General features: G+C 69.0%; 22 protein-coding genes and 3 pseudogenes. 13 read left to right on the forward strand and 12 right to left on the reverse strand.

All coding sequences use genetic code 11. The annotated features are described in order from the left end of the window. Nucleotides 1-112: 112 nt before the first annotated feature. The gene (locus OG521_38240; GenBank protein ID WUW26298.1) at nucleotides 113-1,240 is read right to left on the reverse strand and encodes an FAD-dependent monooxygenase; all 1,128 of its coding nucleotides are present in this window, start codon (nucleotides 1,238-1,240) and stop codon (nucleotides 113-115) included. Between the two features lie 203 nt (nucleotides 1,241-1,443). Then, nucleotides 1,444-2,166, reverse strand: coding sequence for a TetR/AcrR family transcriptional regulator (locus tag OG521_38245; protein WUW26299.1), 723 nt, complete (start codon nucleotides 2,164-2,166; stop codon nucleotides 1,444-1,446). Between the two features lie 262 nt (nucleotides 2,167-2,428). Here OG521_38245 and OG521_38250 point away from each other — a divergent pair, with 262 nt between their 5' ends. Then, a complete protein-coding gene (locus OG521_38250) occupies nucleotides 2,429-4,675 on the forward strand; it encodes an MMPL family transporter (GenBank protein ID WUW26300.1) in 2,247 nt (748 codons plus the stop codon). Nucleotides 4,676-4,809: 134 nt separating this feature from the next. Here OG521_38250 and OG521_38255 read toward each other — a convergent pair whose 3' ends face one another. Next, the gene (locus OG521_38255; GenBank protein WUW26301.1) at nucleotides 4,810-5,337 is read right to left on the reverse strand and encodes a hypothetical protein; all 528 of its coding nucleotides are present in this window, start codon (nucleotides 5,335-5,337) and stop codon (nucleotides 4,810-4,812) included. 241 nt (nucleotides 5,338-5,578) lie between these two features. On the opposite strand from OG521_38255, the gene OG521_38260 reads away from it, so the two are divergent. The 7 genes and pseudogenes from OG521_38260 to OG521_38290 all read left to right on the forward strand — a co-directional run bounded on the left by OG521_38260 (nucleotide 5,579) and on the right by OG521_38290 (nucleotide 11,888). After that, complete coding sequence (locus OG521_38260) at nucleotides 5,579-6,010, forward strand: SRPBCC family protein (GenBank protein WUW26302.1); 432 nt, start codon at nucleotides 5,579-5,581, stop codon at nucleotides 6,008-6,010. 122 nt (nucleotides 6,011-6,132) lie between these two features. Continuing rightward, a complete protein-coding gene (locus tag OG521_38265; GenBank protein ID WUW26303.1) occupies nucleotides 6,133-6,486 on the forward strand; it encodes a hypothetical protein in 354 nt (117 codons plus the stop codon). After that, nucleotides 6,483-8,990, forward strand: coding sequence for a caspase family protein (locus OG521_38270; GenBank protein WUW26304.1), 2,508 nt, complete (start codon nucleotides 6,483-6,485; stop codon nucleotides 8,988-8,990). Before OG521_38265 ends, OG521_38270 begins: the two co-directional genes overlap by 4 nt. A gap of 133 nt (nucleotides 8,991-9,123) precedes the next feature. Then, nucleotides 9,124-9,789, forward strand: a complete 666-nt coding sequence (locus OG521_38275; protein ID WUW26305.1) for a TetR/AcrR family transcriptional regulator — start codon at nucleotides 9,124-9,126, stop codon at nucleotides 9,787-9,789. Nucleotides 9,790-9,928: 139 nt separating this feature from the next. After that, nucleotides 9,929-10,777 (forward strand): AfsR/SARP family transcriptional regulator, encoded by an 849-nt coding sequence (locus OG521_38280; protein ID WUW26306.1) that lies wholly within the window; start codon nucleotides 9,929-9,931, stop codon nucleotides 10,775-10,777. Nucleotides 10,778-10,822: 45 nt separating this feature from the next. Further along, nucleotides 10,823-11,194 (forward strand): annotated as a pseudogene (locus OG521_38285) (helix-turn-helix domain-containing protein). 13 nt (nucleotides 11,195-11,207) lie between these two features. After that, nucleotides 11,208-11,888 (forward strand): annotated as a pseudogene (locus OG521_38290) (IS5 family transposase). A gap of 136 nt (nucleotides 11,889-12,024) precedes the next feature. On the opposite strand, the gene OG521_38295 reads toward OG521_38290, so the two are convergent. From OG521_38295 to OG521_38305, 3 genes are all read right to left on the reverse strand, one after another. Further along, complete coding sequence (locus OG521_38295) at nucleotides 12,025-12,831, reverse strand: GPP34 family phosphoprotein (protein ID WUW26307.1); 807 nt, start codon at nucleotides 12,829-12,831, stop codon at nucleotides 12,025-12,027. Between the two features lie 628 nt (nucleotides 12,832-13,459). Then, nucleotides 13,460-14,353: an IS5 family transposase gene (locus tag OG521_38300; protein ID WUW26308.1), complete on the reverse strand. Its 894-nt coding sequence runs from the start codon at nucleotides 14,351-14,353 to the stop codon at nucleotides 13,460-13,462. A gap of 159 nt (nucleotides 14,354-14,512) precedes the next feature. Then, nucleotides 14,513-15,001: a hypothetical protein gene (locus OG521_38305; GenBank protein WUW26309.1), complete on the reverse strand. Its 489-nt coding sequence runs from the start codon at nucleotides 14,999-15,001 to the stop codon at nucleotides 14,513-14,515. A gap of 502 nt (nucleotides 15,002-15,503) precedes the next feature. Here OG521_38305 and OG521_38310 point away from each other — a divergent pair. Both OG521_38310 and OG521_38315 read left to right on the forward strand, forming a co-directional pair. Beyond that, nucleotides 15,504-16,646 (forward strand): alpha/beta hydrolase, encoded by a 1,143-nt coding sequence (locus tag OG521_38310; protein ID WUW26310.1) that lies wholly within the window; start codon nucleotides 15,504-15,506, stop codon nucleotides 16,644-16,646. Nucleotides 16,647-16,864: 218 nt separating this feature from the next. Further along, nucleotides 16,865-17,746: pseudogene (locus tag OG521_38315) on the forward strand (IS5 family transposase). 39 nt (nucleotides 17,747-17,785) lie between these two features. Here the strand turns inward: OG521_38315 and OG521_38320 are convergent. The 3 genes from OG521_38320 to OG521_38330 all read right to left on the reverse strand — a co-directional run bounded on the left by OG521_38320 (nucleotide 17,786) and on the right by OG521_38330 (nucleotide 19,721). After that, nucleotides 17,786-18,175: a hypothetical protein gene (locus tag OG521_38320; protein ID WUW26311.1), complete on the reverse strand. Its 390-nt coding sequence runs from the start codon at nucleotides 18,173-18,175 to the stop codon at nucleotides 17,786-17,788. Between the two features lie 171 nt (nucleotides 18,176-18,346). After that, nucleotides 18,347-18,988 (reverse strand): acyltransferase, encoded by a 642-nt coding sequence (locus tag OG521_38325; GenBank protein WUW26312.1) that lies wholly within the window; start codon nucleotides 18,986-18,988, stop codon nucleotides 18,347-18,349. Nucleotides 18,989-19,310: 322 nt separating this feature from the next. Then, on the reverse strand, nucleotides 19,311-19,721 hold the full coding sequence (locus OG521_38330; GenBank protein ID WUW26313.1) for a helix-turn-helix transcriptional regulator: 411 nt from the start codon (nucleotides 19,719-19,721) through the stop codon (nucleotides 19,311-19,313). Between the two features lie 104 nt (nucleotides 19,722-19,825). Here OG521_38330 and OG521_38335 point away from each other — a divergent pair, with 104 nt between their 5' ends. Further along, nucleotides 19,826-20,683, forward strand: coding sequence for an alpha/beta hydrolase (locus OG521_38335; GenBank protein ID WUW26314.1), 858 nt, complete (start codon nucleotides 19,826-19,828; stop codon nucleotides 20,681-20,683). A 484-nt stretch (nucleotides 20,684-21,167) separates the two neighbouring features. On the opposite strand, the gene OG521_38340 is transcribed toward OG521_38335, so the two are convergent. Beyond that, a complete protein-coding gene (locus OG521_38340; GenBank protein WUW26315.1) occupies nucleotides 21,168-21,620 on the reverse strand; it encodes a TIGR03618 family F420-dependent PPOX class oxidoreductase in 453 nt (150 codons plus the stop codon). 264 nt (nucleotides 21,621-21,884) lie between these two features. Here OG521_38340 and OG521_38345 point away from each other — a divergent pair, with 264 nt between their 5' ends. After that, on the forward strand, nucleotides 21,885-23,147 hold the full coding sequence (locus tag OG521_38345) for a DUF6357 family protein (protein WUW26316.1): 1,263 nt from the start codon (nucleotides 21,885-21,887) through the stop codon (nucleotides 23,145-23,147). A gap of 249 nt (nucleotides 23,148-23,396) precedes the next feature. Here OG521_38345 and OG521_38350 read toward each other — a convergent pair whose 3' ends face one another. Continuing rightward, complete coding sequence (locus tag OG521_38350) at nucleotides 23,397-23,954, reverse strand: TetR/AcrR family transcriptional regulator (GenBank protein ID WUW26317.1); 558 nt, start codon at nucleotides 23,952-23,954, stop codon at nucleotides 23,397-23,399. 95 nt (nucleotides 23,955-24,049) lie between these two features. Between OG521_38350 and OG521_38355 the strand changes: the two genes are divergently transcribed. Further along, nucleotides 24,050-25,099 (forward strand): zinc-binding dehydrogenase, encoded by a 1,050-nt coding sequence (locus tag OG521_38355; GenBank protein ID WUW26318.1) that lies wholly within the window; start codon nucleotides 24,050-24,052, stop codon nucleotides 25,097-25,099. On the opposite strand, the gene OG521_38360 is transcribed toward OG521_38355, so the two are convergent. Next, entirely contained in the window at nucleotides 25,100-26,551 is a 1,452-nt protein-coding gene (locus tag OG521_38360; GenBank protein ID WUW26319.1) for an MFS transporter, read from the reverse strand. Nucleotides 26,552-26,668 lie beyond the last annotated feature (117 nt).

The following is a 26,668-nucleotide window of genomic DNA, read 5'->3' on the forward strand; positions in this document are numbered from 1 at the left end:
ACGCGGGCGGGTGTGGGCCGATCGGCTCCGGCCGGTGTCAGCGCGTGCCGATGGTCCCGGTGTCAGCGCGTGCCGATGGTCATGGGCCGTGTGCCGCGAGGGGCTTCGCCCATCAGCCCTGTTGCGTGATCATCTCGAGCATCGTCCGGGCCGTGTTCTTCTCGGAGTCGATGCCATGGATCTCGGCGCCGTCGAAGGTGACGGGCTCGGCGCCGCGCGCGAACATGGCCTCTTCGTACGCGGCGAGCGCGGCCTCGACGTCGTCGGGAGACGCGGCGAGGGCCCTGCCGAGTTCGGCGCCGTCCAGCATGGCCAGATTGGCGCCCTCGCCGTTCGGTGCCGTGAGGTGGGCGGCGTCACCGAGCAGGGTGACCCCCGGCACCCGGTCCCACCGGTGGCCGGCCGGCAGGGTGTGGTGGGGGCGCAGCACGGGTGCGGTGTCGGCGTCCGTGAGCAGAGCTGTGAGCTCGGGTGCCCAGCCGTCGAACTCCCGCGCGATCCGTGCGGCTGCTGCGCCGGCGTCGCTGAAGTCGATGGCGGCGAACCAGTCCAGCGGCTTGGACAGCGCCGTGTAGACGTGCAGGGTGTCACCGCTCTCCCGGTGGGCGACGATCTCCCTGCCGGGTGCGGGCGCGAGCATCGAACCCCCGCCCACCAGCGCGGCGGAGCCCGGGTGGCGGGTGTCGGCGTCGAACAGGTACGTCTCGACGAACGAGGTGCCGACGTACGTGGGCGCGGAGGCGGAGACCAGCGGCCGCACGCGCGACCAGGCCCCGTCCGCACCGACCAGCAGGCTCGTCGCTTCCGTGCCGCCGTCGGTGAACGTCACCTCATGACGGCCGTCGCCGAGGGCGCGGGCCCCGCTGACCTTCCGCCCCCAGCGGACGGTGCCGGCCGGAAGCGAGTCGAGCAGGAGCCGTCGCAGATCGGCGCGCTGTACCTCGGGGCGTCCGCCCGTGCCGTCGTCGGCCATCTCGTGCAGCACGGTCCCGTCCTGTTCGACCAGCCGCATCGCCTGGCGGCCCTCGATGACGACGGCACGGAACTCGTCCAGCAGCCCGGCCGCCTCCAGCGCGCGCTGCCCGTTGTAGTCGTGGATGTCGAGCATCCCGCCCTGCGCGCGCGCCGACGCGGAGGCCTCGGCCTCGTGGACCGTGACCAGGATGCCGTGGAGGTGCAGGACGCGGGCCAGCGTGAGTCCGCCGAGGCCGGCTCCGATGATGGTGACGGGGGTGTGCATGATCGCTCCTCCGGGTCGGGGGCCGCCCGATCGTCTGCGGCGGCCGTCCCTGGAACGGTGCAATGTCCCGCCGACAGGCCGCCGACAGCGGGCCGACAGCATCGGGCGGCCACCGACATCCGCTCGACGCGGCGTCGGATGCCCTTACGGATCCGCCGGGCCCCTTCCGGATCATGAGCGCCGGTCAGGTCCTCCCGTCCGCGTCAGGCGTGGCTCGCGGGTGCGGGGATGCGGCGGTTCACATCGTCCAGCAGGTTCTGGATCGCCCCGCGGAACATCTCGCCCTGGTGTTCACCGAGGAAGGAACTGTGCCCGAACACCTCCAGCACGACGAGGCCGTGCAGGTGTCCCCACGAGCTCAGCAGGAGTGCGGTCGCGGCGGGCGGGAGATGCCCGAGACCGTAGTGCGGCAGCTGCTCCAGGTAGGTGCGCAGCGCCGGTGAGAGCGCGGAGGTCTCGGCCGCGGCGAGCTGCTCCTGGGTGAACCCGCCGAACATCTCGTGCTCGAAGATCGCGCTCATCCGGCGCATCGCCTGGGTGGTGGGGCCGTCGGCGGGGGCCGCGTAGCCCCGCAGGGGTGTTCCGTACAGGAGTTGGAAGCGTTCGGGGTGGGAGGTCGCCCAGTTCCGGTAGCCCTCGGCCGCGATCACCAGGCGGGGCAGGGGCGGGCCCTCCGCCGGGTTGTCGACGGCGGCCTGCACGGCGTCGGCCAGGTCGTCGTACGCCTTGGTGACGAGGACCGTGACGAGGGCGTCCCGGCTCGGGAAGTAGTGGTACAGCGCCTGCACGGTCATCCCCAGGCTCCGGGCGACGGCCCGCAGGGACAGGGCCGCGGGCCCGTGTTCGGCGATGTGGCGTTCGGCGGCGTCCACGATCTCCTGGGTGGCCGCGGTCCGGCGTCGCTCGCGCAGGGAGGGCTGGGTCATTGCGGATTCCTCTACGGGCATGGGGCGACCGTGAAACCGCCGCCGCTGTGGACCATCCGGTGAGTGCGAGATGCCAGGAAAATCTAACACTGCCAAATTTCTTGGTGCCCCACTAACGTCACTCACGGCGACGAAGAGGGCAACACCGCTGCCGCTCCTGCCGAGTTGGAGAAGGGCTGCGGATCATCACCGCACCTTCCCCCAGGCCGGCCCGGCCGTCTCGCGTCGCATTTCACCGTATGGACACCGAAGGAGAACGGGCGTGTTTGAACGCATAGCCGAACTGGCGATACGCAGGTCACGGCTGGTACTCGTCGTCGCCGTAGTGGCCTTGGCCCTCATGGGCGCCCTGGGCGCCGGCGCGTTCGGCAAGTTGCTGGGCGGCGGATACGACGACCCGGCCTCCCCGTCCACCCGGGCGGCGAAGGTCATCGACGAGAAGTTCGGCGGGGAGACGAACCTCGTGCTGCTGGTCCGTGCGTCCGACGGCCGCGTCGACGCTCCGGCCGCCGAACAGCGCGGCCGGAGCCTGGTGGCCGACCTCAAGAAGGAACAGCATCTGGAGAACGTGGTCTCGTACTGGGACACGACCGCCCCCGAACTCCGCTCCGAGGACGGCCGGGAAGCGATGGTCCTCGCCCATGTGAAGGGCGACGACGAAACCGAGCGGGGCGAGAACGCCGACAGCGTCATCGACGCCTACAGCGGTCAGTACGAGGACTCACTCACCGTCCGGTTCGGCGGCGGCGCGGCCGTCACCAGTGAGATGGGTACGCAGTCGGGGAAGGATCTCGTCCTCGCCGAGTCCATCGCCGTACCGCTGACCCTCGTTCTGCTCCTCCTCGTCTTCGGCAGCCTGGTCGCGGCGCTGCTGCCGCTGGCGATCGGAGTCATCGCCATCGCGGGCACGTTCGCGGAGCTGTATCTCCTGGGCAGCGTCACCGACGTCTCCGTCTTCGCGGTCAACCTGACCACGGCACTGGGCCTCGGCCTCGGCATCGACTACGCCCTCCTCATGGTCAACCGCTTCCGGGAGCAACTCGCCACCGGGGCGGGCGTGGAGGACGCCGTCCGGCGGACGGTGAGCACGGCGGGCCGCACGGTCGCGTTCTCCGCGGCGACCGTGGCGGCCGCACTCGCGGCGCTCCTGGTGTTCCCGCAGTACTTCCTGCGCTCGTTCGGCTACGCGGGGGTCGGCGTCGTCGTCATCGCGGCCGTCAGCACCCTGTTCGTCATGCCGGCGCTGTTCGTCGTGCTGGGGCACCGGGTCAACAGCGGGCGGATGCCATGGGCGAAGGCGAAGCGCCCCGCCACCCGGGCACCCCTGTGGGGACGGCTGGCCGGCACCGTCATGCGGCGTCCCGCGCTCACCGCGCTTCCCGTGCTCGCGGTCCTGCTGGTGGCGGCGAGCCCGCTCCTCGGCATCACCTTCGGTACCCCCGACGAACGCGTGCTGCCCGACAACGCCCAGAGCCGCCAGGTGTCGGCGGAACTCCGGGAGAAGTTCGACGGCAGCGACGACGCCGCCCTCCACGTCGTGATCGGCAACTCCGTGGGCAAGGCCCCGCTGGACTCGTACGCGATGGCCCTGTCCGGGCTCAACGGCGTCGTCCGGGTCGAGACCAGCACGGGAACCTACGCCGACGGGCAGTCCGCACCGAACGGCAGGGGCAACAGCGCCCTGAGCCGCGCCGACGCGCAACGGATCAACGTGGTGAGCTCGCCGGCACCGAAATCGGCGGCGGCCGAGAGCCTGGTCGGACAGGTCCGAGCAGTCACCGCGCCGGCCGGCACACACCCCCTGGTCGGCGGAGTCGATGCCCAGCTCGTCGACTCCAAGTCCTCCATCGGCAGCCGGCTCCCGCTCGCCGTCGGCCTGGTCGCGGTCACCACCTTCCTCCTGCTGTTCCTGTTCACCGGCAGCGTCGTGCAGCCCCTCCGCGCCCTGCTCCTGAACCTGATCAGCCTGGGCGCGACCCTCGGCGTGATGACCTGGATCTTCCAGGACGGCAACCTCTCCTCCGTGCTGGGCTTCACCGCGCAGCCCATGGAGGTGTCCATGACCGTGCTGATGTTCTGCATCGCCTTCGGACTCTCGATGGACTACGAGGTGTTCGTCACCAGCCGCATCAAGGAACTCCACGATCAGGGAGAGGACAACGAGTCCGCCGTCACCAACGGCCTGGGCCACACCGGACGCATCGTCACCGCGGCCGCCTGCCTGCTCGCCGTCAGCTTCTTCGCGTTCGGTACGGCGGAGCTCAGCTTCATGCAGATGTTCGGCCTGGGCAGCGGGCTGGCCATTCTCATCGACGCGGTCGCCGTACGCGGCATCCTCGTGCCCGCCGCGATGCGGGTGCTCGGCCGCTCGGCCTGGTACGCACCCGGTTTCCTGCGGAAGCTCCACGGACGGATCGGCCTCAGCGAAGGAGGCCCCGCCACCCGACACACGCCCGCTCCGGGACCGGTGACCGGTCCGCCGCCCGTGAAGAGCCCGACGAAGGTCTGACCGCACACCGCGACCGTGCCCGCTCCCCGAGGACTCGGGGAGCGGGCACGGTCGCGGTGTGCGGGGGAGTGCAAGGGGCCGGCGGCGGGGTCCGGACCAGTGGCCACGGACGGTTGGCGGACCGCCCGGCCACGTCAGGTGTGACCCTGCAGCTCTGCCCGCATGTGGTGATAGAGACCCAGGGAGCGGCGGCGCATCCAGAAACACCAGTAGCAGAAGCCGATCAAGGCCACGGCGAAGATCAGCGGAAAGGTCAGTGAACCGCCGACCACCCCGAGCACGACCAGACCGACCGCGATCAGGCCCAGGAAACCGAGGGAGTAGGGCAGCCAGCGACCCGCGCGCTCCATCGTGCCCAACTGCTCGGCCACCAGGCGTCTCATGGCCGCCCGCTCCTCGGGCTCCTCCGGCACCTCACGGTGCCGGATCTTGCGGTGCAGCTCGGTCACGCCCTGTGCGTCCGTACCGGCGGCGCGGGCGGCCCTACGACGCTGGAAGGCGAGTGTCCCCATGACGACAGCCCCGTAGAACACACCCTGGACGACCCACGAGACCGGATTGTCGCCCCGATGGAACAGGGCCGCGATACCCACGCCGAGCACCAGGACGAACACTGATTGTGCGAGCAGACTGCGGTCGAACCAATGCTTCAACGCGTGCATGGGGCGAACCTCCTCGGAATGGACGGGTATCACCGTACTGCCTCGGATACCCCGTCACCCCCGATGCACCGCTCACCCGGACGCCCGGACCCCCTGTGTGTGGCCTCGGCCGGCGGGGGTAGGCGCAGCGTCGTCCGGAGTACATCGACGCATCGACGTACAGCCGGAACGGAACGGCACGTGGCCGGTACGGAATGGCGCGCAACGGCCCAGAGGCCGGCGAAACCCCTAAGGAGCTTCCATGACGTCCTCACTCGTCGAGACGGTCGACATCAAGGCACCGGTGTCCGTCGCATGGGCCCTGTGGAGCGACGTGTCACGGTGGCCGGTGTTCCTGAGCCACGTACAGCGCGTCGATCGGCTGGACGAGCGCCGGTTCGCCTGGCAGCTCTCCCTCCCGGGAGCGGACAAGAGCTTCGTCGCCGAGCTCAGCGAGGTCGTGGAGGGGGAGCGGATCGCGTGGAAGACGACGGCGGGGGTCCACCACGCCGGTGTCGTCACGTTCCACCGGCTGGACGACGAGTCGAGCCGGGTGACTCTGCAGATCGAGTACGACCCGCAGGGCTTCGTCGAACACGTGGGAGCCCTCACCAACCTCGACTCGGTCCTGGCCAACTACGACCTCGGAGAGTTCCAGAAGCTGGCCGAGCGAACGGCCGACGGTTCACTCTGAGCGCTGCCCTCGCCGAGCCGGCAGCGTCCACCCGGCGCCGTATGAATCCCGATCCACGCACCACAGGACGGGAGTTGGGGCACACTGTGCACCAACTACGGAGCAAACGGGGGCATGTGCCGATGAACGTGGAACTGCGTCTGCTCGGCGAGGGAGTCAGCGACTCCGATGTGGCATCCATCCGGCAGCAGTTGACGGCGCACCGTGATCTGCGCGGCCATGTGAGCACCGTGAGCGCGGAGCCGGACGAGGGCGCGATGGGTTCCGGCACCGAACTGCTGCTCGTCGGCCTGGGCAGCGGCGGCGCGCTCACCGCCCTCGTCACCACGCTCCCCGCCCTGCTGCAGGCGCGCCGCTCCGCCGCCACCGTCGAGGTGACGCTCGCCGACGGGCGCAGCGCCACGATCACCGCCGATTCGGCGAAGGACGCCAGGCTCCTCCTGGAGGAGGCCCTGCGCGACCGCTCCCGGCCATGAGCGTGAGACTGCCGGACCCGCGGGGGTCCAGCGCGGTCCTGATCGGCACTTCTTCGTACGACAGCGTGGACCTCAAACCCCTGCTCGCCGTGCGCAACAACCTGGAGGTCCTGCAGGAGCTGCTCACGTCCGACAGCGGCGGGGGATTCCTTCCCGGGCGGTGCACGGTCGTGCAGGACTCCTCGGCTCCGCAGGAGGTCTGCCGCAAGGTCCGGGAGGCGGCGCAGGACGCTCCGGACACCCTGCTCGTGTACTTCTCCGGCCACGGCATCCTCAACTACGACTACAGCGAGCTGTATCTCGCACTGACAGGGGCCGACCAGAACGATCTGCGGTGGACGGCCGTGCCTTTCCAGGCGCTGCGGGAGATCTTCGAGACCTCGTCCTGCCGCAACAAGATACTGATCCTGGACTGCTGCCGGAGCGGCTGGATCCTCGATGCCATGATGGGCGACTCCACCGAGGCGTCGGAGCAGTCCGCGATCCGTGGGACCTACCTCCTGACGTCCTCCTCGGCCGATCTGCTCTCGTACGCACCGCCCGGGGACCGCTACACCGCCTTCAGCGGTGAGCTGATCCAACTCCTGCGCGACGGTGTGCCGGGCGGGCCCGAACTGCTGTCCCTGAGCGCCCTGTACGGCCCGCTGTGCGAAGCCCTGAAGCGGCGCTCCATGCCGCTTCCCCAGCAACAGGGCTCCGACGGGCATGCCGAACTCGCCATCGTGAGCAACCGTGCGGTCACCCTGGCCGAGGACGTGTCCGGCGTGTCGAGCCGCCCCGCGGAGCGGGAACGGGCTGCTCGGGGAACCGAGACCCGCTTCGGCGCCTCTGTCCGGCACAGCCGGGTGATGCAGTGGGGCATCGCCGTGCCGGCCGTACTGGGGCTCGGCTGGCTGATCTCCGCCTTCGGAATCCGAGACGACCAGCAACTCGACCTGAAGACCCCCGAAGGCATCGTCACCAGCGCATGCCTGACCGCTCTCGTGCTGATCCTCGCCGTGCTCTGGCGCCGCTACCCGAGCGACTACTACCTCATCATCCGGCCCGACGGGATCGAAGTCCGCTACGGAAAGAACGACAGCTTCTCCTACCCGTGGCACCGGGTGAGCCGGGTGTGGGTGCGGACACGGCCGGGCGGCCGCATCCGCGGGCCCCGCTACGAGCTGCTCCTCCGGCCGAAACCCGGTGCGTACATCAGCACGTCGCGTCGCGGCTCCCCGGGGCCCCGTCGCGACGCGACGACCGGCGCCCTTCACTTCGCGGCCCTCCGGCACCTGGACGGGCCCCCGGCCGCGGTGGAGGCCGCCCTCGCGGAGATGGCCGGGTCGGCATGGACGCCGAGCGCAGGGCCTCTCGGCTCGGTCCGCAGTACGGAGCCGATCGTGGAACTCACGGCGGACAGAAAGGTGATGACGGCCTGTGCGGTCCTGTTCGGACTGCTCGCCTACGCCTTCTTTCCCGAGCAAGTTCTCACGGAACCGGAGACTCTGTGGCTGAAGGTGATGCCGCTGCTGTTCTGCGCCCTTTCCTGCGGCGTCTGCTGGTTCAGCGTCTCACGCCTGGTCAGCCCGGTGCGGCTGGTGGTGAGCGCGGCAGGCCTCCGCCTGACCAGGGCCGCGCTGGAGATCTCGTACGCCTGGTCGGAAATCGAGGAGATCGCGCTCGTCGGCTGGCCCAGGGGGATGACCAGCATGGGCCTGCTGGCGGTCCGGCCATCGGCCGGCACGCACACACCGGTCGACCGGACCGGTCGGTTCCTGCCACGGCTCACCGCCGGCCGCGTCACTCTGTGCGTGCTGCCGGAGATCGCCGACAACCATCGCGAGGTCAAGGAGGCGCTGGAACGCTTCGCCGGTGACACGCCGGTGGTGTCCGACGCCGGGGACTGGCTGTACTCCAGCCCGGCCAAGGCCGCGAGGTCCGCGCGCAGGGGCGCGATTCCCCACGAAGGAAGCTCCTTCGCGGGATACCGCTCCGTGGGTGTGGCGGTGCTGCTCACCGTGCTGCTCATGGCTCCCGGCTTCACCGCCTCGCAGTTCATGACGAACGGGAGCGCGCCGCCTTGGCTGGACGCGCTCTACGCGATGGTCCTCGGACCGCTTCCGCTGATCGGGCTGCCTGCCTACTTCCTGCTGGGCCGGCACCGGATCACCTTCCACGTCGGTGTGCCGGGCCTGACACTCGTCTTCCGGACTCCGGTCGGTACCCGCTCCCTGCGGGTTCCCTGGGGAGACATCGAGAGCATCGGCATCGTGTGCAGTCCCAAACCGGTGAGGCACTCGCTGGTGGTGTGGTTCCGGCCGGGCGCCGTCAGACCGCGCTCGCTCTGGTGGCCGTGCCAGACGGACCAGGGCGGCCTGCGCATCCTGTCGCTCGAAGGCAGCAGGCTCGACGTCTCACCTGATCAACTCGACCTGGCAGTAGCGCGTTACGCGGGACAGCGGCATTCGCCGATGATGCATCTGGCCCGGCAGGACTGGGGCAGTCAGGCGTGGCGCCGCTGAACGGAGCAGGGGGCGGTGGCCCGGCGGGACGGACCACGGCGGCGGTCGGACGGGGTGAGGCGAGCGGTGTCCGGTGGCGGAGAATGAGTAAGATACGTCCTGTTCGGTTTTGTTTGCTACCGGAGGAGGGGCCATGGCACAGCAAGAGCGTGCGATACGGACCCGTCGCGCTGTTATCGAGGCGGCAGCCATGGTCTTCGCCGAACGGGGTTACACCGCGGCCACCATGGCCGAGATCCTCCAGCGGGCCGGAGTGACCAAGGGCGCCCTCTACTTCCACTTCGACTCCAAGGAAGCACTGGCGCGCGGAGTCATAGAAGAGCAGGTCGACCCCGAGCGGTGGGTGCCGCGTGATCTGAGACTGCAGGAGTGGGTCGACGTCGGGATGACGCTGGCCCACCGCATCCCGGGCGATGTCATCCTGCTCGCCGGCATCCGCCTGTCGGCCGACACGCAGGGCCGTGCTCGGTTCGGCAGCGCGTGGCCGGCCTGGACCGGCCTGATCACCACGTTCCTCACGGAGGCGAAGGAGCGGGGCGAAGTGCTGCCGCACGTCGATCCGGCGGAGACCGCGGAGTGCTTTCTCGGTGCATGGGTCGGCACCCAGCTCGTCTCCGAGGCGGAGTCCGGCTACGGAGATCTCGAACGGCGCATCTCGGTGCTGTACAACCACGTACTGCCTGCCATCGCCACACCTGCGGCGCTGATCAGGCTGGACACCGCACCGGACCGTGGCGCCCGCGTCCTGGCCGAGGTTCGGAACGCGACCGACGCGCAGCACGTTTCCGCCGAGGCGTAACAGGCGTTCCGGCGCAACGGCGGAGGACCGCGGACACCAGCGGCCTCATTGACAAACCGCCCGTGCTGTTTTTTACTGTCAAGCCTTGTGCGCCAAGCCAGGAAGTCAGGGAAGCCAGGAAGCCGGGGAGGCGAGCTGCGTGGACATCGACGTTCTGGGTGCGCTGGACGTACGTGAGAACGGGGTCTCCGTCACCCCTACCGCGCCCAAGCCCCGTCAGCTTCTCGCACTCCTGGCCCTGCAGGCGGACCAGGTGGTGCATGTGCCGGTCCTCATCGAGGAGTTGTGGGCGGGCACACCGCCGCGCAGCGCCCGTACGAACCTGCAGACCTACGTGCTTCAGGTCCGCGACCACATCGCCGTGGCGCTGTCGAAGGACCCCGCCGACCGTCCTGCCCGTACCCCCAAGGACGTCCTGGTCACCGCGCCCGGTGGCTACATGCTCGTCAGCGGTGCAGAAGGGGTCAGCGACGTCCGCGAGTTCGACCGGCTCGCAGGCATGGGATACCGAGCCATGGACGCGGGCGACTACCCCGGGGCCGCAGAGACCCTGCGGCAGGCGCTGGCACTGTGGACCGGAACACCCTTCTCCGGAGTGCAGACGGGCGGGCAGCTGGGAATGGAGGTCAGACGGCTCGAGGAGAGCCGCCTCCGCGCCCTCGATCAGCGCATCGACGCGGATCTGAGGCTGGGGCGGCACCGCGAGCTGCTGGCCGAGTTGACGGTACTGGTGAGCCGCTACCGCACGCATGAGAACCTGCATGCCCAGTTCATGATCGCGCTGCACCGTTCCGGCCGCCGGGGAGAGGCGGTCGGACACTACCGCCGACTGCGGAACACGCTCGTCCAGGAACTGGGGATCGAACCGTCCGCCCGGCTCGGCCGACTGCAGAAGGCCCTGCTGGCGACCCCCGCCGGCGACGGACGCAGCCCCCAGGACGGCTCCGTGCTCCCGCTGCGCGGCGCGGGTGCGGTGCCGATCAGCTAGTGTGATGCGCCAGAAATCCTGAGGGTTAGTAAGTAGCCTGATGTCATGTCGCATTCGGGGCCTTCTGCTGTGGCGATCACGTTGTCCGAGGCCGAGCGTGCCGAGTTGTTGCGCCGGACAGAGGTGCCGCATCGGCGCTCGGCTGAGAAGGCCCGCATCATCCTGGCGTGCGCTGAGGGCATGTCAAACGCTGGTGTCGCACGGCTCGTGGGTGTCCAGGCCAAGACGGTCGGCAAGTGGCGTCGGGCTTTCGCGGCGGAGCGGATGGCCGGGCTTGAGGACGCCGGGTGGATTGGCCGGCCGAAGGCCGACCTGATCCTCGACGAGACTGAGCGCCGACAGCTGCAGCAGTGGGCGCGGCGGGCCAAGACCGCTCAGTTCCTCGCGTTGCGTGCCAGGATCGTGCTGCGCTGCGCTGCGCGGCGGGCGGCGGTACGGCCCGTGGGGCACGCTGCACACCCGAATTCGCCGGTGGGCCCTGGACGGCACTTTCGACCGGATGCTCCGGTCCGCCCAGGCGAAGGCGAAGGCGGACGCGGCCGGGGGCATCGACTGGCTTGTGTCGGTCGACTCCACGGCCGTCCGGGCTCACCAGCACGCCGCCGGGGCACGAAAAGGGGGCAGTCCCGCACTCGGACGCTCCCGGCGCGGACTGATCAGCAAGATCCACCTGGCCTGCGATGCCCTGGGACGTCCGCTCGCTTTCACTGTCACTGGTGGGAACACCAACGACTGCACCCAGTTCACTGCCGTGATGGACGCGATACGGGTGCCCCGCCTCGGACCGGGACGGCCACGGAATCGGCCCGACCACGTCCTGGGCGACAAGGGCTACAGCTCCAAAGCCATCCGGGTCTGGCTCAGACAGCGCGGTGTCGGGCACACAATCCCGGAACGGGCCGACCAGATCCGAAACCGGCTCCGCCGAGGATGCCGCGACGGGCGCCCGCCAACCTTCGATAAGCAGCTCTACAAACAGCGCAACGTCGTCGAACGCTGCTTCAACCGCTTGAAACATTGGCGCGGCCTTGCCACGCGTTACGACAAGAACGCCGAGTCCTACCAGGCAGCAGTCGCTCTCGCATCGCTCCTGATGTGGGCTCGACGCTAAGCTACGGATAGTAGAGGCGCCCCTGACACCATGTCATGTCATGTGATGGATGGCGAGGGTTGCCCGCACGGCTCGCGTACCGAGTTCCGCCGGGCCCGGGCAAGGTCAAGAGCCGTGCGACTCCCGGCTGTCGGAGTCACCAGCCGGCGTGCCCGTCGCCGTGGTGGCCGGTGCCGCCTGCGCCGCCCTCGGACCAACCGCCGGAGTCCAATCCGTGGCCAAGACCGTGGCCGCCGGTAGTGAAGTCGGCGTAGAGGTCACTGAGCTCGCCGAGGAGTTGGCGGGTGAGGACGTCGGCGCCGGTGGTCAGTGCCGCAGCGAGCTCCACGTCGGCGGCCGGGACCGCTCCGGCGGCTGCGGGGGTGAGACGGTGCGTTGCGGCGAGGGTGGCCATACGGCGGCGGTCGGTGATGCCGCGCAGTCCAGGGTAGGCGGCAGGGGCGAGGCCCGCGGCCTGGGCAAGCACGGCGAGGGTGAGGTTGCGGTCAGCGGTGGACCTTGCCGAGCCAGAGCGGACCACGCTGTCGAGGCGGGTCAGTAGCGCCTGGCGGCGCGGCATGTCCACGGAAAGAATGTCGTTGCGAGTACGGCCGCTGGAATCGCGCCACCGGCGGACACGGACCGCCTTCTGGTCCTCCAGTTGGGAGAGGTACTCGACGGTCAGGGAGCGCGGTGTCCGGCGCAGCCAGTCCTTGAGGCCGGGCGGGGGAGTAGCTGCGCCGAGACCTTGCAGGACATTGCTCAGGCGACGGTCTTCGACAGGCCGGGTGTCCAACACCTCGATCCGTCGGCGCCCGACGGCGATCCGTCCGGCCAGGAACAGATCTGCCAACTCCGAGGCCCGCAGGGCATACCGAAGCCGATTGTCGCTTCGTATGCGTATGCGTATGCGCTGCCTGCCCGGGACTATCGCGAGCAGGAGTAGTTCATCCGCCGTAGTCATGCCTGCCAGGGTAGGCATGGCGGTCCGCGGAAGGGAGCGCTCCGCAGGATGCTCAGCGTGCTGCTTGTGCCGGAGTGTCTGCCCCCGGGAGTCCGAGCCCGGACGCACAGGCATTTCTGTCAGGACCTGGGCGGGCCTTTACGGCCTGGGGACATGGCGGAACTACTCCTGGCGTAATTGCCGTCTGCCACTCGGCGTTCTGGCGCTGGAAGCGTTGCCGAAACGCCCTGGCAGCTCCACTGCGAGACTATTCCAGCGCCCCGCGGTCACACGCACCAGACGCAGCGTAGCCGCCCTCCGGGCGACGACGGCAGTTTGACGACAGGGCCTGGAGCCTGTCTCCCTGACTTCACGGCGATCGAGCCACGTGCGATGGTGGGCGCCATGCAGCAGCTTGGTCACCACCTCCGATCCCTCAGATTCACGCTCGGGCTTGCCCCGACGAGCTTTGCGGCATGTACGGAGACAGGCGGCCCGGCTCAGGAGCACGCCATATCGGATCGGGCGACACTCTGTGGCATCTCGCAGCGCCAGGTGACGGTCTATCGGCACCTGTTCGTCGCGAAGAGGTTTGGAAGGTGCTCAGACTGCAGGGCGAAGGCAGTCGACGCCATGTCGAGGCCCTGAGTCAGGCATTCCCTGGCGAGCGGGCGTCCTTGGCTTTCCATGGTCGTGTCCAGATCAGGATGGCTGCGAGGTGAAGTGCACCCTCGTAGGCGATGGCGAGCTTGTCCGTTCGCATGGCCAGGCCGCGCCACTGCTTCAGACGGTTGATGCACCGCTCGACGGTGTTGCGCTGCTTGTACGCCTCCGCGTCGAAGCTCGGGGGACGGCCGCCGGCCCGGCCTCGGCGGAGGCGGTGTCCGATCTGGTCAGAGGGCTGCGGGATGACGGCCTGGATGCCTCGCCGGCGTAGATGCCGGCGGATTGCTCGGGATGAGTAGGCCCGGTATCCAAGGACCACGTCGGGTCGCGTTCGTGGTCTGCCCAGGCCGGTGCGAGGGACCCTGATGCGGGCCATGACCGTCTCGAAGGCTGGAGCGTCGCCAGCCTGGCCCGCAGTGACGTGTAAGGCCAAGGGCCGTGCCTGACCGTCAGCGGCGAGATGGACCTTCGTGCTCAGGCCTCCCCGTGAGCGGCCGAGTGCGTGATCGGCGGGTTCAGCATCATTGAGTGCCCCTTTTCTGGCCCCGGCCGCGTGCTGATGAGCCCGGCAGACAGTGGAGTCCACCGATACGGCCCACCCCACCTCGTCAGCAGCGTCCGCCTGGGCGAGGATTGCAGCGAGGATCCGCCGCCAGGTGCCGTCGGCAGCCCATCTGATCAGGCGTTTGTGTGCGGTCTGGAACGCACCGAGCTCGCGGGGAAGATCCCGCCAGGGTGAGCACGTGCGGTGCTTCCAGGCGATGGCCTCCAGGGTTCGACGGTGGTCGGCCCACCGCCGTCCACGGACTGGATCAGTCGGCATCAACGGCTCGATCCGGGCCCACATCGCATCAGTGATCACTAACCGGACAGGCATATCCGATCAACTGATCAACCCATCAAGGAGACGCGCTCTAGCGGCGGGTCGAGGACGCGCCGGTCCCCGGGTCCCCATCGCGACGGCGGGCGGTTGCGGTCGGTAAGTGCGGCAAGTCCGGGCAGTCCGGTAAGGAGGCCGCCGTCGCGTGACGGACACTCAGCGCGGGCCGTGTCCGCCGACGATGCCGGCGATGGCCATCTTGAGGTACGTGTCGCCGCGGCGGCGGGACAGCAGCGCGAACGAGCCCGCGAGCGCTATCAGTTCGAGCTCGTCCCAGTGGCCGCTGACGGATATCCGCACGGACTTGCCTGCGGACCGGGCCAGGGAGAAGTCGATCAGGTCGGAGCCCCGGACGAGAGTCGCGTGGTACCGGCCACGGCGCGGCGGGGACGTACGCCACTCGACCGGCGCCCCGCTGCCCGGGACGAACGCCCCTTGGCCGTCCAGACACAGGATCGCGTCCTCGCCGGCCGTGACACGGGTCCGTAGCCGTCCGGTGGCCGCGATCGGCAGAGCGTGACCATCCGCAGTGACCGTGCCCGTGCGCATGCCGCGGTTGAACCTCAGCGTGCCGGAGGGGGATTCGAGTCCGTCGATGACGAACGTGCCGCCCGTCTTGCGCAGGGTCAGAGCTGTCTTTGCCATGGTCAGTCCTTTCGCGCGGTACGGGCGAATCCGGGAACGAGTACGGCTGCCACGGAGTGCGCCACCAGCCAGACGATGACAGCCGCCACGGTCGCGGCCAAGCAACAGCTGATCCGTCCGCGGGCGTGCTGCCTGGTGGGGGAGGTGACGGCTGTATTCGACATGTGTCTTCACCCTTACACCGATGCGCGCGTCCCGGCCCGATCCCGAAGCCTGGAGAGAGTTCACGGTACGGGCGACCGGGCACTCCGGCGGAGGAGCTGGACCGTTTCTGTAGCGGTTCTCCAGGCGACGTCTCGGTCGGAATCGAAGGCTCCGAGGCGCAACCTTGCGTGTATCTCAGCCCGCCGAGCTGCCGACTCGGCTCATCGGCCAAGCCGCGGTCGGGCAAGCGGTGCGACTGCGCTCATGCGAGTTCGGTAGTCGAAGAAAGGCCAAGCAACACAGCGGAGTTGACGCGGGTACGGTGATCGCCATGCCAATGGGATATCTAGCGACAACCGTGCTCATCGCCTGGTGCACCTTCTTCGCCGTTGTCGCGCCGCGCCGGCCCCAACTGCTGGCGAGCATGAGCTTCTGGTTCGGCCTGATCATCAACGAGGTGCCGTTCGTGGGCATCTACTTCCTGGTGGGTTCCACGGCCCTGGCCGCAGGTCAGGGCGACCTCGATTCGACGGGCGCCAAGGTGCTGGTCGCGGTGTCCGTCGCAGCCACGCTCGGGCTGGCGGTATCCGCCTGGCGGGGTGTGCGCTCGGATCAGGCCGTCGGGCAGGCCCTTGAAGACGGTCTCGGGACCGGCTGGCGGGACCGGGTGCAGACGCCAATGCGCCGCAACCGGCCGTGGGCCCGCATCCTTCTGCTGCCGGGCTTCATGCGCCGGCGTGACGTGCAGCGGATCCGGAACATCAGCTACGGTGACGCCGGCCGCCGGAATCTCCTCGACATCTACCGCCACCGGGACGCGCCGCGGAACGCGCCGGTCCTGATCTATTTCCACGGCGGCCACTACACCAGCGGAGGCAAGAGCCGCGAGGCCCGTCCCCTGCTGTCCCACCTCGCCGCGCAGGGATGGCTGTGCATCAGCGCCAACTACCGACTGCGTCCGGAGACCACTTTCCCCGGACACCAGATCGATGCCAAGAAGGTCATCGCCTGGGTGCGCGAGCACGGCTCCGAGTACGGCGCCGATCCGTCGAGGCTGTTCGTGGCGGGCAGCTCGGCCGGTTCCAACATGGCAGGCCTGTGCGCGCTCACACCGAACGACCCGGTGTTCCAGCCCGGATTCGAGTCGGCCGACACCTCCGTCACCGCGGCCGTCTGCCTGTACGGCTTCTACGGCCACTACTTCGGCACCCCGCCGGACGAGCCGCCGCCCGCGCCGCAGCCACAGGGATACATCCACCCCGGTGCACCACCGTTCTTCATCGCCCATGGCACCAAGGACGCGCTGGGTACCGTCGAGGGCGCGAGGAACTTCGCCGCTCAGCTCCGTCGCGCCTCGAACAGCACTGTGGTCTACGCCGAACTGCCCGGCGCACAGCACGCTTTCGACATCTTCCATTCCCCACGCTTCGAGGCGGTCGTGGACAGTATCGATGCCTTTGCCGCCTGGGTTCTGGCCACTCCGCGTCAGACGGCAGCCTGAGGGGCGGCCTTGGCCCTGTCATCGGTACATGCTGCCGGATGCGCGCCGGAGTGGAACTCGGATGCGGGTCACCTCACCTCAAGGGGCCGGGGCTGCTGGCGCGAAGCCAGGAGCTGTCCGCCGTGTTCATCTGGTCAGCAATGCGACCCACAAGAAGCGGCCTAGGCACTGTCCGATGGGTCGGGTGACGCTGCGGCTTGGAGCTCGTTCCATAGGGCATGGGGCGGGGAGATCTTTCGGATGAGGAATGGGCTCGGCTGCAGCCGCACTTGCCGATGCATCGCGGGCGTGGTGGACGCTGGCAATGCCACCGCCGCGTGATCAACGGGATCTTGTTCAGGCAGCGGACCGGCCTTCCCTGGAGAGACCTGCCGTCTCGCTTCGGCAAGTGGAAGGCGGTGCACGACCGCCATCGCAGGTGGTCGGCGGGCGGCACGTGGGGGAGAATCCTGCGGGCCGTCCAGACCGACGCTGATGCCGAAGGCCGGATCGACTGGAGCATGGTCAGCGTCGACTCCACGACCTGCCGCGCTCATCAGCATGCAGCCGGAGCCACCACCCGTGCCCCGAAGGTTCCGGGCCAGCGAGGCCAACCAGCGTGTCACAGATCCGATGAGGCCCTGGGCCGCTCACGAGGCGGGCTGCTGCAAGCAAGATTCATCTCGCTGGGGAGGGTGGGCTCCACCCACTCGGGTTCGTCATCACGCCCGGCCAGTGGGGAGACGCACCGCAGATGATTCCTGTGCTTGAAGAGATCCGTGTGCCACGACAAGCTGGCGGACGACCACGAACCAGACCCGATCACGTTGGGGGCGACAAGGCGTACTCGTCACCCGAAACCGGCGTCACCTGCGCAGACGCCAAATCAAACACACCATCCCGAGCCGAGAGACCAGCGAGCCAACCGCCAGCGCCGCGGCACCCAAGGTGGCCGGCCCACGGGGTTCGACAAGACGATCTACCGACGTCGCAAAGAAGTCGAGCGGACCATCAACCGGCTCAAGAATTTTCGAGCCGTGGCCACACGCTACGACAAGAGGGCGTATGTCCTTCACGGCACGGTCGCCGTGGCCGCGATCAGGCTATGGCTCCGCAGTTGACCAGCCCGCCCGCCTTCCGATTCGCGCGTCCCTCAGCCATCACAACAGAGCGCCCACCGCCATCAGCACCAACATGACGACGGCCACCGCCGTGAGACAAAGCAGAACCATCCGCGTGCGCTGCACGTTCTCCGGCATGCGGTCGCTGAAGTCGGCCCGCTTCGGCTTGTTCGGGTCGTAGACCACCCCCGTCAGCACCGGCGGCTCCGTGGACATCCCGCGGCGCCACAGAGTGTGGTGCCCTCCGTCCGCCACGAGATACCCGTACTGCACATCGATCCTGCCGTCCCTGGGGATTGTCCTGCTCACCTCGGAAGCCATGACCTGCACCCCGCGCTTGCGCAACGGAACCTGCAACAGGAAGGGAAAGCCCAGGAAAAAGAGGGCCAGGACGGCGACCACGAAAAGGAAGAACGAAGCAGCGATCATCAGAATCCCCCCAGCGCACTGCACTCGTGCGCGACATCATCGGGACGGGGGCGCATCAGAACGCCCTCAGCCCAGTTCGAACAGAACCTATCGCGAGTTGAATTCCGGCTACAACGATCGACCGAACCGAACCGACGACCGTGCGCCCCACCACGACGCCTCGGACAGGCCCTAGCCGGGATTCAGAACCTCATCGTCCGCGTGCGTTCCGAACTCGGCGACCCGCACCTCCGCGATGTGCTCGTACCGGCTGATCCGGTCGGTCCACTCCGCGTCGACGCCGAACGCCACCTGCGCGAACCCCACCCGCCGGACGGCCTCGGCCAGGCCCGGATCGCCGGGGGCCAGCAGCCGCACCGGTGCGTCAAGGGCCACGGTGTGCGGCGGCACGAAGTACTCGTCCGGCAGAACGGTGCGCGCATGGACGAGCGCGCCGACAGCGACAACCGAGCCGGCCCCCAACCGTGCGCACTGCAGGACCGTCGCCGAGGTCGCCACATAGACGCACCTCTCTACCTCGCAGCCCAGCAGCGTGGCATGCGGCCCCACGAAGACGTGGTCGCCGACAAGCACCGGCTGGTCACCGGCGACCGCAGACCCGCGCAACACCGCGTTCTCACAGATCACCGCAGCCTCCCCGATCTCGATCCGAGACCCTTCAGCATCGAGCACCGCGCCGAACATCACCCGCGCCCTTGGCCCCACGCGGACATTGCCGACGAGCGTGGCCGTCGGGGCGACGTAGGCAGTGGGATGGACTTGCGGTTCATGCCCACGGTGCCGGATGCGGATGCCCTGCGCTTCAGCGATCATGGGCGGATTCTCCGCGACCGGCTGGGAGCATGCTGGCGGATTTCCGACTTCGCGTTCGCCGGGGCAATGTGCCATCCGCGACCTGAGGCACTACGGGGCGGACGATGGTTGATACGGGCGCCATTAGGTGCCACGCCGATTCACGGCGGCCTCTCAGGTGAGGCGACGGCTCATCAGACCAGTCTTCGCGAGGCGGATCATGGCCTCGGTACGGCGCAGGTCGGCTTCGGGGGTGACAGCCAGGCGTCGGTGCGGCATGAGCGCGGTCACGAACGCATTCCCGAGCACCCGAGCAGCCCGTGAACCGGGCACGGCGTCCTGCCTATGCCTCATCCACGTCGTGGTCAGCGGTCTCGTTGGCGCGGTCGATCTCGGCCATGTGCTCCTCCGCCCAGGCCCGCACCCCGGCGAGCGCGGTCTCCAGGGACAGCCCCAGTGCGGTGAGTTGATAGAAGACCCTTGGCGGCACCGTCGGTTCGACCCGCCGTGACACCAGCCCGTCGCGGGTCAGGCTGCGCAGCGTCACGGACAGCATCTTCTGCGAGACGCCGGGCATGCGGCGTCTCAGCTCCGCGAACCGCACCTCGTCCGGTGCGGCGTCGGCGAGCGTCTTGACGGCCATGGACGTCCACTTCGTGCCGATGCGGTCCAGCAGCTGCCGCGTCGGGCACTTGGGGTCGAACAGGTCTCCCCGTACTCCGCGAACGGCGGACCGGGTTTCCCGGGTGGTCACCTGCGGCTCACCACCTTCCCTGTAAGTGCCGTCTATGAAGTGATGCGGCGGTTACCTATCGTTCTGTGGTCACCAATGGTAACCACTTGAGGAGTCGAGTCCTTGTGCCCGTCAATGCCGCATACCAACTGCGCCGCATCGCCACGAACGGTGTCGAGCTCAACGTCGCCGTCGCCGGGGACGGACCGGCGGTTCTCCTGCTGCACGGCTTTCCGCATACCTGGCGACTCTGGAGCGGCATCATGGGCCGGCTGGCCGGACAGTACCGGGTCATCGCCCCGGACCTGCGCGGCTTCGGGGACAGTGAACGCGCCGTCGAGGGCTACGACGCGGGCACCCTCGCCGACGACGCCGAAGGGCTGCTCGGCGCACTCGGCGAGACCTCGGCTGCGGTGGTCGGCATCGATGCGGGCGTCGCTCCTGCTGCTCTGCTCGCGCTGCGCCGGCCCGGCCTCGTGCGGCGCCTGGTGGTGATGGAGGGACTGCTCGGCCGCCTGCCCGGAGCGGAACACTTCGTCAGTAGCGGTGCCCCGTGGTGGTTCGGCTTCCACAGTGTCCCCGGCCTCGCCGAGACGGTCCTGGCCGGCAACGAGGGCCCGTACCTCGACTTCTTCCTCGATTCGGGGACAGGCGGACGGGGAGTACCCGACGACATCCGCGCGGCCTTCGTGCACGCGTACACCGGGAGCGAGGCCCTGCGCTGCGCGTTCTCCTACTACCGGGCCCTGCCCACGAGCGCGCGTCAGCTCCAGGACGCCGTTGCGACGGCTCGGCTGACGATGCCCACCATGGCCGTCGGTTCCCATCCGGTCGGCCGCGGACTCGAACGTCAACTCCGTCCCATTGCCGATGACCTCGTCGGACACCAGGTGCAGGACTGCGGCCACATCATTCCGCTCGACCGCCCCGACGCATTGTGCGCGCTGCTTGGCCCGTTTCTCTCCGCCGATCTGGCCAAATGACCGAAACGGGGCAAGTGGTCAGGGGGGGGCGCACGATGGGGCTGCTGGTCTACTGATCCGCTCGGACGTCAACTGCGGCCATTTCACACTGCACTGACGCTACGTCGCTTGCACGTTCTTGCCGGTGAGCGTGCTTCTGAGGGACGGTAAGCGAACCACTTCAGGTGATGAGTTCCACAGAACCTCTCAGCTCCTCTCGCACGATGCATCGGCGGCTCGCGGATCCACCGCGTGCGTGTCGCGACAGCTCGCGATGGTCGCGGTCGCTGTCGAGAGGAGGTGGCAGATGTGCCGAACCGCAGAGCCGGACGATCCGGGCGCGGGCGCGGAGGGCGACGAACCCTCAGCAGCCGATTCCGGAACGTCCACGAGGTGGCATCCGCGGGATGCGAACTCGTGGTGGACGGGCTTGCGGTCGGCCTGCCGGGCCGGATGCCGAGCCTTCGGCCATGGTCGAGGGGTACGCGCCGGGGGCAGGGGATGGTCAGGGAGTACGAGGGGGAGTGGGGCCACCCGGCCGGAACCGCTCCACCCCGACGATGTGCCTCACCTTGAGCGGGCGGACGATCACCGCGACCCGCTGCTCCGACGGCATGGTCCATTCGAACCTGTCGACGCCCAGATACTTCCGTGCCAGCCGGTCCATCCGGTCATGCGCCTCCTCGCCCTCGATGAATCGGGCCACTTCCCCACTGATCTGCACCCGGTCGAACGGGTCGACGGCGTCCGCGTGTGAGAGATAGACGCGGGGGTCGCGGCGGAGGTTCTCCTCCTTCACCCGGCCGACCGAGGTGTTGAACGACAGCTCTCCCTCGCCCTCCAGGTCCACCCACATGGGGCTGACCTGCGGTGCTCCATCGGCGAACACGGTGCCGACGTACCAGATGTGGGCGGCCTGAAGTCGCTCGCGGACAGCTTGGTCAAGAGTCGCAGTCATCTTCGGAGGCTACCAATCATGATCGGCGGGACGGTCGCGGAGGTCATGGCTGGTGGTGGGGGGACGCGACTGCTGTCTGCCTCGGTTGGTCCGGGCAGGGGGCTCCCGGTGCACGCGCGGCGTGCTCGCCGGTTCCCGCTGAACGGCTGGCCCGGCCCCTGGCGAGTCTGCTCGCTCTGCGCGGCACGGGTGTACCCGCCGGTGGCCGGTCAGGTGAGTGCGGGCGGCACTCGGCAGTCCCGGCCCATGGGGGAGACTGAGCCCATGAGAGACATCGTTTTCGCGCGCAACAGCGGCTGGATACCGAACGTGATCCGCGAGGACGGTGAGCTCCAGCTGACTCTCGGTGCCGGTGCCGATGCCAACCATGATCCTCGTACGTTCACGTTCCCGATCGGCGAAGCCCATCTCGCGGTGATCCGGGAGGACCTCGCCAGGCACCTGCTGCTGTGGAGCGCGGTCCTTCCGCTGTGCGACGCCGCCGGAACCCGGGGCCCGCTCGACGAGGCCGCTGCCGTTGCGCTCCTGGACCCGATCCTTCTCTCCCCGCCCGCGGACGTCGACGCGCTCTTCCGGCGCATCCCGTGGGACAGGAGTCGACTCATCGCCCACGGAGCCGACATCGGTCTGCTCGAGCGCGGTCAGGTCTGCGCGGCGATGCGCGCGGCGACGGAGACGTCGAACGGGAAACGAGCGCAGGAATACCACGCGAACCGCCGTCGGGCCGAGCGCGGAGAAGTGCTCGGCCCCCTCGACGCCGCGGTTCTGAGGTACACGGGCCAGTACCTGCACGGCGCGACGATTCCGAAGCGGAGCCCCGATGCCGTCGCCCCCGCGCTGCTGCCCGAGGTCATGCGAGTGATCGCCACCGCGGAGCAGGCGTGCGCCGGGATGCGGATCGGCCGCGATCCGCGACGGGGGAAGCGGGCCACGGACAAGGGGGACTGGGACCGGATGGCGAAGGCGGTCGACGCCGCCGTGCGCCGGGCACACCCTGAGCTCGTCGACGACGCGGTGCGCACCGTGAGCTTCCTGATGTGCTCGGAGGCCACGGACCGCTCCAGGAGCACGCCGATGGAGGATGACGAGACGATCGTCGGCGACCGCACCGACTTCGGCGAGCGTACGAGGAAGACGGCCCTGTTGTTCACCGATGACAAGGGTGTCGAGAAGAGGTGGCTCCAGGGCGGTACCCGCAACGCCACCGCGGAGTTCTGGGAGTTCGTCGGCGATCGCTCCGCCGCGGACAACGAGGTGTTCACCATCGAGGACGAGGAGATGGGCGAAGGGCTCCAGCTCCACTTCTACGCGGATTCCATCGCCCGGGTCACGACGGTGCGCGAGGGTGTGGGCGGGGCGGATCCGGAGTACCGGGTGGAGTACAGCCTGGTCGACGGGATCCGAGGGTACCGGAACCTGCTGAGCGTATTCGTCCGCGGCGGCTGCGTCGCACTCGACCAGCACGGCTCCTGGTTGTCGGATGCCGATCAGCTGGAGCGTGCGCGCCGGCGGCGCGACGCCCAGTAGCCCCGGGGGAGCCGGCGCACGCGCCGTCGGAAGGGGCTTGACGGATGCTGTCACGTTTCACGTGTCACGTTCGGGCCGAAGCCGCCGTGCTCGGCGTGGTGGCCTTCCCTCCGGCAGCGGTCTGCTTCACCGTCGCCCTGGACGCAGCCGGACCGAAAGTTGGGCCATCGCGTGCCCGGGCGCGGTAGCCGTCCTGGCCGGGACGCGCCGGGGCGCCTGGTCGAACGACCTGACCTCCCCGAAGCCGCCCTACTGGCGGTCCGGCGCGCCGTCTCGGACCAGTACCCGCGCCAAGTCGGTGCTCGCCGCAAGGCTGTCGAGCGCGAGGGGCTGCGTGGCGATGGTGCCCTCGTGCAGCACGAGGAGCTGGGTGGCAAGGGTGGCCGGGTGTGAGCAGCCTGCCTTGGCGGCGAGTTCCCCGAACAGGTCGAGCAGCCAGTGCTTCTGGTCCGCGGCGATGCGGTAGGCGGGATGTGAGGGGTCCGGGAGCTCGGCCAGCGCGTTGATGAAGGCGCATCCGCGGGTGTTGGCCCCGCTCCAGATCCGCAGCGCCTCGAAGGGTGCGGTGACGGCCGTGACGGGCGTGTCGCTCGCGTCGACGGCTGCCCGGACGAGGGAGCGCCAGCGCTGGTCGCGTTCCGTGAGATAGGCCGCCACGAGGCGGTCCTTCGACCCGAACTGGTTGTACAGGGTTCGCTTGGTCACGCCGGAGTGCTCGGCGATCAGATCCACGCCGACCGCTGTGATGCCGCGGTTGTAGAACAACTCTTCGGCGGCCGCCACGATGCGGCGGCCGGCCGGTGTCATGGGCCGCGATCCCTGCACGACGGATGATCCCTTCACTGATCGGTGTACGGTGGGAGATGTTTACAGATCAGTATACCTGTGAGGAGGACCAAGCGATGAGTCCGTCCGATCTCATGCGAGCAGTGCGTATCACCAGGCACGGAGGACCGGAGGTCCTTGAGCTGACGGAGGTTCCGGTTCCCGCACTCCGGGCGGGGGAGGTGCTGGTCCGGGTCGGCGCGGTGGCGCTGAACAACACCGACCTGTGGACGCGGGAGGGTGCCTACGGCCGGCCGGACGACCCGAAGGCGCTCTCGGGCTGGCGGGGTCCGATCGACTTCCCGCGCATCCAGGGCGCCGATGTGGCCGGCCGCGTCGTCGCCGCAGGACCCGGAGCGCAGGAGACCCTCGTCGGACGCCGGGTGGTCGTCGATCCCGCGATCTACGACACCGAGGGGCCGGACGCCAACCCGGTGGGGCTGATGGGGAGTGAACGCGACGGCGGCTACGCCGAGTATGTGACGGCGCCGGTGAAACGTGTGCACGACATGACGGAATCGCCGCTCACGGACGACCAGCTCGCGACGTTGCCGACCGCCTACGGCACGGCACTGGGGATGATCGAGCGAGGTCGGCTGCGGAAGGGTGAGACCGCCCTGGTTTCCGGAGCGTCCGGCGGCGTCGGCCTCGCGCTGGTGCAGATCGCACGCGCGCGCGGCGCGAGGGTGGTCGCCATCAGCAGCGGACCCAAGATCGATGCGGTGCGCGCAGCGGGTGCGCACGAAGTCGTCGACCGTGCAGGAGACATCGCCGGGCAGATCCGCACCGTCGCTCCGGAGGGCATCGATGTCGCACTCGACGTCGTGGCCGGCGAGCTGGTGGGTGAGGGGCTTCCGCTGCTGCGCGAAGGGGGCCGGTGGGTCATCGCCGGCGCACTCGGAGGCTACGGTGTGACCTTTGACGTTCGCCGCCTCTATCTGCACAACGCCCAGGTCATCGGTTCCGCGATGCACACGCCCAGGCACTTCGACCTCCTCATGGACCTGGCCCGCCGGGCAGAGGTCCAGCCCGTCATCGCCACGGCCTTCCCCCTGGACCAGGCCGCTCGGGCGCAGGAGGAGCTCTCCCGCAGGGGACACGTGGGAAAGATCGTCCTGCGCCCCTGATCAGCGGGAGGCGGGTACGTCGATGCGCTCCCCGGCAGCGTCCACCGCGACCGGCGGCTCTCCGTTCCGCCGGGTGCGCCGGCCGAAGGCGCTGATGGCGGCCGCGGCGGCCGCCGCCGCGAACGGGACGAGCAGACCGGTCCGGTACCCGTCCAGTACTGCGGCAGGAGTCTCCGCGTGCGTGGCGGCCGCGCTGACGGCGGTGACCGCGGAGAGCCCCAGGGCGGCACCGAACTGGAACGCGGTGTAGAGAAGACCGCCCGCGAGTCCCTGCTCCGATTCAGCGACCCCCTCCGTAGCCACGATGGTGAGCGGCCCGTACGCCAGTGAGAACGCGAGACCGAGCAGGAGCAGACTCGGGAACATGGCCGCGTAACTCCAGTCCGCGCCCAACGGGAGGAACAGTCCGTAGGCGAGCACCGCGAGCAGGAGCCCTCCGAGGATGACCTTGGAGGTGCCGAAGCGGCTGACCAGCCGAGGAGTGAGGGTCGGCGAGAGGATCGCGTCGACTCCGATGACCAGCATCGCGAAGCTCGTCTGCAGCGTCGACCAGTCGCGCAGCTCCTGGAGATACAGCACGACCAGGAACTGGAAGCCGAAGAACCCCGCGGCGAACAGCATCGCCGAAAGGTTGGCCCGGACCAGAGAGGCGCTGCGGAAGATGCCCATACGTACCAGGGGCTCGGCCGACCGCCGTTCGATGACGAGGAACGCCGCGAGGAAGGCGAGCCCTGCCAGCAGGGTTCCGGCGCTGGCAGCGATCCCGGCGTGGGCCGCACGCTCCACGCCCAGCACGATCAGCACGAGCGCCGCGGTGACGGTGAGCGCGCCGGCGGCGTCGACGCGCTGACCGGACCTGTCGGGGCGTGCGGACTTGGGGACGAACGCGAGGGCCGCGACAAGGATGAGGAAGGAGAGCACGACCGGGGCGAAGAAGACCCAGCGCCAGCCGACGGCGGTGAGCAGCCCACCGGCGACCAGACCGATCGTGAAGCCTCCCGCGGCGGTGCCCGAGTAGAGCAACAGGGCCTTGTTCCGCTCCGGACCCTCAGCAAAGCCGGTGGTGATGACGGACAGACCGGCCGGGGTCATGAAGGCCGCGGCGACGCCCGTGACGAACCGCGCGACGATCAGCATCCACCCCTCGGTGGCGAACCCGCCGAGCCCGGAGAACAGCAGGAAGACGGCGAGCCAGGAGACGAACATCTGCCGGCGCCCGAACAGGTCTGCCGCACGGCCGCCGAGCAACATGAAACCGCCGTAACCGAGTACGTAGGCGCTCATGACCCACTGCAACTCGCCGGTGGAGAGCCCGAGGTCGGCGCGGATCGACGGCAATGCCACATTGAGCATCGCGACATCGATTCCTTCGAGGAAGATCGCGCCGCACAGCACGAGCAGGACGCCCCACTTGTGTGCGCTCAGCCCGCTCGACGTACTCAAGGCAGTCATGACGATGAACCCCTTCCGAGGTGGTGGGTGTTGGTGGTGCCTCAAGCCTTCGCCACGACCCGGACGGGAACAACAGCGATGATCGCAACGTTCGGTCAGTCAGGCTTACCGATCCAC

The organism is Streptomyces sp. NBC_01463 (assembly GCA_036227345.1).
Classification (GTDB): Bacteria; Actinomycetota; Actinomycetes; order Streptomycetales; family Streptomycetaceae; genus Streptomyces.